The 5,263-nt window shown below is 71.6% G+C and carries 4 protein-coding genes and 1 pseudogene; 3 read left to right on the top strand and 2 right to left on the bottom strand.

Going from position 1 to position 5,263, the window contains the following annotated elements:
* Positions 1-631, bottom strand: a pseudogene (locus GWK61_RS57990) (hypothetical protein); the annotation flags it as partial.
* Here GWK61_RS57990 and GWK61_RS57985 point away from each other — a divergent pair.
* The gene (locus GWK61_RS57985) at positions 557-1,210 is read left to right on the top strand and encodes a DUF58 domain-containing protein (protein WP_323748178.1); all 654 of its coding nucleotides are present in this window, start codon (positions 557-559) and stop codon (positions 1,208-1,210) included. The pseudogene GWK61_RS57990 and the gene GWK61_RS57985 sit on opposite strands and share 75 nt — an antisense overlap.
* Positions 1,207-3,489: a transglutaminase domain-containing protein gene (locus tag GWK61_RS52560; RefSeq protein ID WP_194921769.1), complete on the top strand. Its 2,283-nt coding sequence runs from the start codon at positions 1,207-1,209 to the stop codon at positions 3,487-3,489. Before GWK61_RS57985 ends, GWK61_RS52560 begins: the two co-directional genes overlap by 4 nt.
* Positions 3,490-3,507: 18 nt before the next feature.
* On the opposite strand, the gene GWK61_RS52555 is transcribed toward GWK61_RS52560, so the two are convergent.
* The gene (locus tag GWK61_RS52555) at positions 3,508-4,710 is read right to left on the bottom strand and encodes a S8 family serine peptidase (protein WP_194921768.1); all 1,203 of its coding nucleotides are present in this window, start codon (positions 4,708-4,710) and stop codon (positions 3,508-3,510) included.
* A gap of 93 nt (positions 4,711-4,803) precedes the next feature.
* Between GWK61_RS52555 and GWK61_RS52550 the strand changes: the two genes are divergently transcribed.
* A partial coding sequence (locus GWK61_RS52550; protein WP_323748177.1) for a hypothetical protein occupies positions 4,804-5,263 on the top strand: 460 nt, incomplete at its 3' end.

The raw sequence follows: 5,263 nt of genomic DNA, 5'->3' as shown, positions 1-5,263 counted from the left end.
ATGTGTATAAGAAACAGCCCTCCGCCTGACCTCCACCGGAACCACCCTCGGCCTGTCCTCCGCAGCCGCCCTCGTCCTCGCCTACGCCTTCGGCTACCCCGCCTTCGCCGCCCTCGGCACCGCCGGCCTCGTCATCCTCCTGTGCGTCATCCCCCTGACCGCACGCAACGCACCCGTCGAACTCAACCGCGAGGTCTACCCCCTGCGCGTAGCCCGCGGCGAAACCGCCATCGGCCTGCTCACCGTCCGGAACCAGTCCCCGACCTGGGGCCAACGCCTCTCGGCCCGGGAACGCGTCGGCAGCCGCGAGATCCCGGTCCGCATCGGCCAACTCCCGCCGCACGCCGCCGTCGAAGTCCGCTACGAACTCCCGACCGCACGCCGCGGCGTCATCGACGTCGGCCCGCTGCACTGGGATCGCACCGACCCCCTCGGCCTGGTCCGCCGCCGCTCCGCCCTCCCCGGCAAAGCCGTCCTGCACGTCCACCCGGCCGTCCACCGCTTCCCGCTCGGCACCGCCGCCCAGAACGCGCAAGGCGAACAGGCCCGCACCGACCTGGCCCTGGAAGGCTCCATCACCTTCCACACCCTGCGCGAATACGTACCCGGAGACGACCTGCGCCGCATCCACTGGCGCGCCAGCGCCCACCGCGGCGAGCTGATGGTGCGGCAGAACATCGACGTGACGCCGCCCAAAGCGACCATCGTCCTCATCACCGACGCCGCACTGTATGCGAACCCTGACGACTTCGAGCACGCCGTGGACGTCGCCGCCTCCGCAGCCGTCGGAGCCGTCCGCGCCGGACAGTCCGTCTCCCTGTGGACCACCGGCGGCCTCCGCCTCAGCGCGAACGGATCCCCCGAGGAATCAATGCTCTTCCTCGACCGCCTGGCCGGGGTGACCCTGCTCGCCGACCGGGCCCGCGAAGGCCTGGCCGGCACACTGGAACGCCTGGAACACGCCGAACGAGGCGGCGTCCTCATCGCCGTCGGAGGCCATCCGCAGCCCGCAGAGTTCGGCACGCTGACCAGAATCGCCGGACGATTCGGCCTGGCCGCACTGACCAGGATCAGCGCACCCGAAAACCAGAGATCGGGAACCGCACGCGCCGCCGCCGGACTCTCCATCATCGACGCCCCGACCGCCGCCGAAATCTGCGACCGCTGGGAACGCCTGGCCCAGGCAGCAGCGCGAGGAAGCGTGCGATGACGTCGCGCATCAACGCCGCCCCCCGGAACATCAGGATCCTGCTGGCACTCCCGACAGCAGTGCTGTGCGCGATCACCGGCCTCTCCCTCCACGGAGCGTTCGACCTCGCGGACGTCGTCCCGGTCTGCATCCTGGCGACCGTCATCCCCTCCGGCATCGTCGCCCTGGCAGCCTGGGCAGCCAGTCGCCAAAGGCGAGGGTTCGAGTTGTTCGCACTCGGCGGAGCGCTGGTGGGCTGGCTTGTCGTCCTCCCGGCAGGCTCGATCCTCCTCGCGAGCTGGCGCGGCGGCGACCATCAGTCCGTCGCCAACTTCCTCAGCGTCCTGCGATCGGCGGTCACCGACGGCGCCCGCCAACTCCTGTCGACCACCTCACCGGCCCGTCCGACCGCCGTCCTGCTCGTCACGGCAGGAACGTGCCTGTGGTGGAGCGCCGTGTGGGCCGCGGTCTGCGCGATCCGCGGTGCCTCGCCGCTGACCGTCCTGCTCCCGCCGACGATCCTGCTCGGCCTGGGCACCGCCGCCTCGGCCGGAGCCGGCGATCCGCAGACGATCCTGACCGCCGCGGCCTTCCTGGTCGCCGCCGTGATCTTCGTCGGCGTCGATCAGGCCACGCGCGGGAATCCGGCCGACGCGGTCGTCATCCGCAACCGGAGCGCACGGCCGTGGGCCTCCGCCGTGCGCACGGCTCCGTTCTTCGCGACGGTGACCGCGCTGACGCTGGTCGCCGCATCGCTGGCACCGCACCTCCCGGGCCTGCCGCAACGCCGTCCCTGGGACCCGCGGACGCTGATCGCGCCGGCGCAGCAGATCTTCGACGAGACCGACCCGCTGACGCAGGCCGTCGCCTGGCTGAAGCAGGGCACTGTCTCACCGCTGCTCACGGTCACGACCGCCGACAACAGCCAACGCCTTCGTTGGCAGGTACTCGATACCTACGACGGCCGGCATTGGTCCTCCTCGGCGGAGTATCGCCTGGCGGGCAAGAGCCTTCCGGCGCCGCCCGCGCTCTGGGACCCGTCCTGGCCAAGCGTTTCGGTGACGGAGACCGTGCACATCCAGGACCTGTCGAGCGTGTTCCTTCCGGCGACCGGTCGCGTGCGGACGGTGTCGGGGACCGATGTGCGGGTGGCTGGCGACCTCGGCATGATCGCCACCGGGGACGGCCACTCAGCGTCAGCGTCGCTGTCATACCAGGTCGACACGAGCGTGCCGGACTTCGGCGACGCGGATCGGCTGCGTGCCGCACAGCCGGGAACCGACTCGGCCCTCCAGCCCTTCGAGCAACTACCGTCGCAGGTGCCCGACGACCTGACCGCTTTCGCCGCAACCGCCGCGGTTGGCAACACGCCCTACGACCAGATGAACGCGCTGGCCACGGCCGTTCGCGCGGCCTTCGGCTACGCCCCGGACTCGGCGGCCGGGCAGAGCCTCGGGCGACTCAGTGCCCTGGTTTCCTACGGCAAGGACCCGAGCAAACATGTGGGGGCGAGCGCCGACGCGTTCGCTTCGCTGTTCGCGGTCGCGGCACGTCAGGTGGGGTATCCGGCACGGTTGGTGGTGGGGTTCGCGCCGGGAACGCAGAGCGGAGCGGGAACGTACTCCGTCACGAATCAGGACGTGAAGGTATGGCCCGAGGTCTACTTCGCGGGCGTCGGCTGGGTTCCGTTCTATGACGCGGTTCCCGACGGCAAGGGGACGAGCGGCGACATCAATCCGGTGCAGGCGCAGGCGTCCACGGTGCCGACGTCGGCGACGCCGTCGTCTGGGGCGTCGCAGTCTGGTGTTCCGTACACGGGCCCTTCGGTGCAGCTCAACAACCCTGTGCCGCACCATAAGACGCCGTTGGTGTTGCTGCTCTTGGGCCTGATCGCCGTGCTGGCGATCGCGGCTGTCGGCGGGCTTCTGGTCGTCGCGCTCGTCTCCCGACGGCGACGGCTCGCGCTCCGGAGGCGTGATCCGGACCCGCGTCGGCGGACGCAGTGGGCCTGGCTGGAGAGCCTGGACGCGCTGGGGATCGACGCGCGGACGACGACCACGCCGTCGGAGTTGGCGGCGACCGCCGGTGGGCCGTTGGGGGCCGACGGGGCCGAGCCGATCCGGCAGCTCGCGGGGCTGGCCGAGGTCGCCGCATATGCGCCACGGCCTCCGGACGCCGAGCAGGCCGAGCGGGCGTGGACGTACGCAGATCAGATCAGGGTTCTGTCTCGGCGGCGGACTCCGCGGCGGGTGCGGGTGGTGCGGTTGCTGCGGCCTCCGTCGCGGACCCGGCGGCACTGACGCCTTTCACAGGTGGTCCTACTTCACACCCGGCTTCCAACCACGGCGCCGTCCATTGCGCACCGCTGCCGCCGCCCCGGGCACGGCCAGCGCGAGCACTCCCGCGCCGATCACGGCCAGCACCGCGCCGCGCTTCACAGGGTCGGCGTGCGTCGGCCGCACGACCGGCAGCGTCATCGCCTTCGCCGTGGTCGGCACGGTGGCGGTCGGCTCGCCGGGAAGCTCTGCGGTTACAGCTCTATAAGGGTTGACCACGCCATACCCGATCCGTGGGTCAGGCAGGTAGCCGGTGTTCGGGCGGTTCGCGGTCGCCTCGATGCGCTGGATCAGCTGGTCGGGCGTGAGCCCGGGGTGGACCGCCAAGATCAGCGCCGCCGTCCCGGCCACGAAGGCCGAGGCGTAGCTCGTGCCCTCGCCGCTGAGGACGTAGGGCTGGTTGGACGCAGTCGGCTGGACACCGACCGACCAGATGGCTGAAGCTGGCGCCGCCACCCCCGCATGGCCCCCGACCTCGGATTGCGCGTAGACGGAGCCGTCAGCCTCGATCCCGCCAACCGACAGCACGCCGGGAATCGAAGCGGGATAAAGCGGTCCCGCGTTCTGATCGTTCCCGGCCGCCGCGACGATCAGGACGTGGTGATCACGCGCGTAGGCCACAGCGCCGTCGAGCGCCGGAGTGTCCGGCGTCGTGGTGATCGACACATTGACGACCTGCGCGCCGTGGTCGACGGCCCACTTGATCCCGGCGCCGATGCGGGCGGCGGCGGACGGGTCGTTCGTGCTCTCGTCGGTGACGGTGACCGGGAGGATCGTGGCGTCCGGGGCGACGCCTTCGAACGTCGCCAGGCCCGGGCGGCCGGCGATGACGCCGGCCATCATCGTGCCGTGGCCGTGGCAGTCGACATCGCCGGGACCGCCGCCGGGCAGCAGGTTGACGCCGGTCTGGACGGCGGAGGCGGGCAGGACCGCGCCGGCCGGGCTGACGCCGGTGTCGACGACGGCGACCACCACGCCCTGGCCTCGCGACTGGGCCCAGACGCCGGTGTCGGTGAGGCCGAGGGCGGTCCGGGCCCAGGGCACGGTCGCGGGGACGTTGGGCACGCCCTGACCGTCGGAGGGGTGGCAGGTGTCGTCGGCGTGCGCTGCGGACGGGGCCACGCCGGCGGGCACGACCAGGCCGGCGGCCAGCGCCGACATTGCGATCAGTGACCTGATACGCACGCGGTGTGTCTCCCCCCTCGTCGGTCGTTCCAGGCCTGATTTCCTGCGGCTTTCCCCCGGAGCAGCGCGGCGGGTGTCCATTATCCTGCAAGGGTGAACGGGGATGAAGCCCAGAGCAATCCGCTGCCACCGGGATTCGACGACGTCGAGCCGCTCGCTCTCACCGGGTGCGGCCAGATCTACCGTGCGCGCGTCGCCACCGTCGACGGTCGGGTGGAGCAGGTGGCGGTCACGCTGGTGGACACTCCCATCCGGGGCCGCGACGCGCGCCGGCTGCGCAGCGACTGCCTGGGGGCGGTGGCGATCAACGCCGAGCCGGGCGTGCTGGCCGTCCGCGACCTGGGCTTCACCAAGGACCACCGGCCTTTCCTGGTGACCGACGTGGTCCTGCCGGGCACCCTGGCGACGCGCATCGAGCAGCAGGGCGCACTGCCCGTCGGCGAAGTGGTGGCCCTCGGCCTGACCCTCGCCCGCGCGCTGCAAGCCGCGCACCGCAACGGGATCCTGCACCTCGGCGTGGCACCGGACGTCGTCTTCCCCACCCCCGAAGGCC

This window comes from Catenulispora rubra, assembly GCF_015356825.1.
In the GTDB taxonomy this organism is placed as follows: domain Bacteria; phylum Actinomycetota; class Actinomycetes; order Streptomycetales; family Catenulisporaceae; genus Catenulispora; species Catenulispora rubra.
This window is presented reverse-complemented; position numbering and strand designations above follow the sequence as displayed.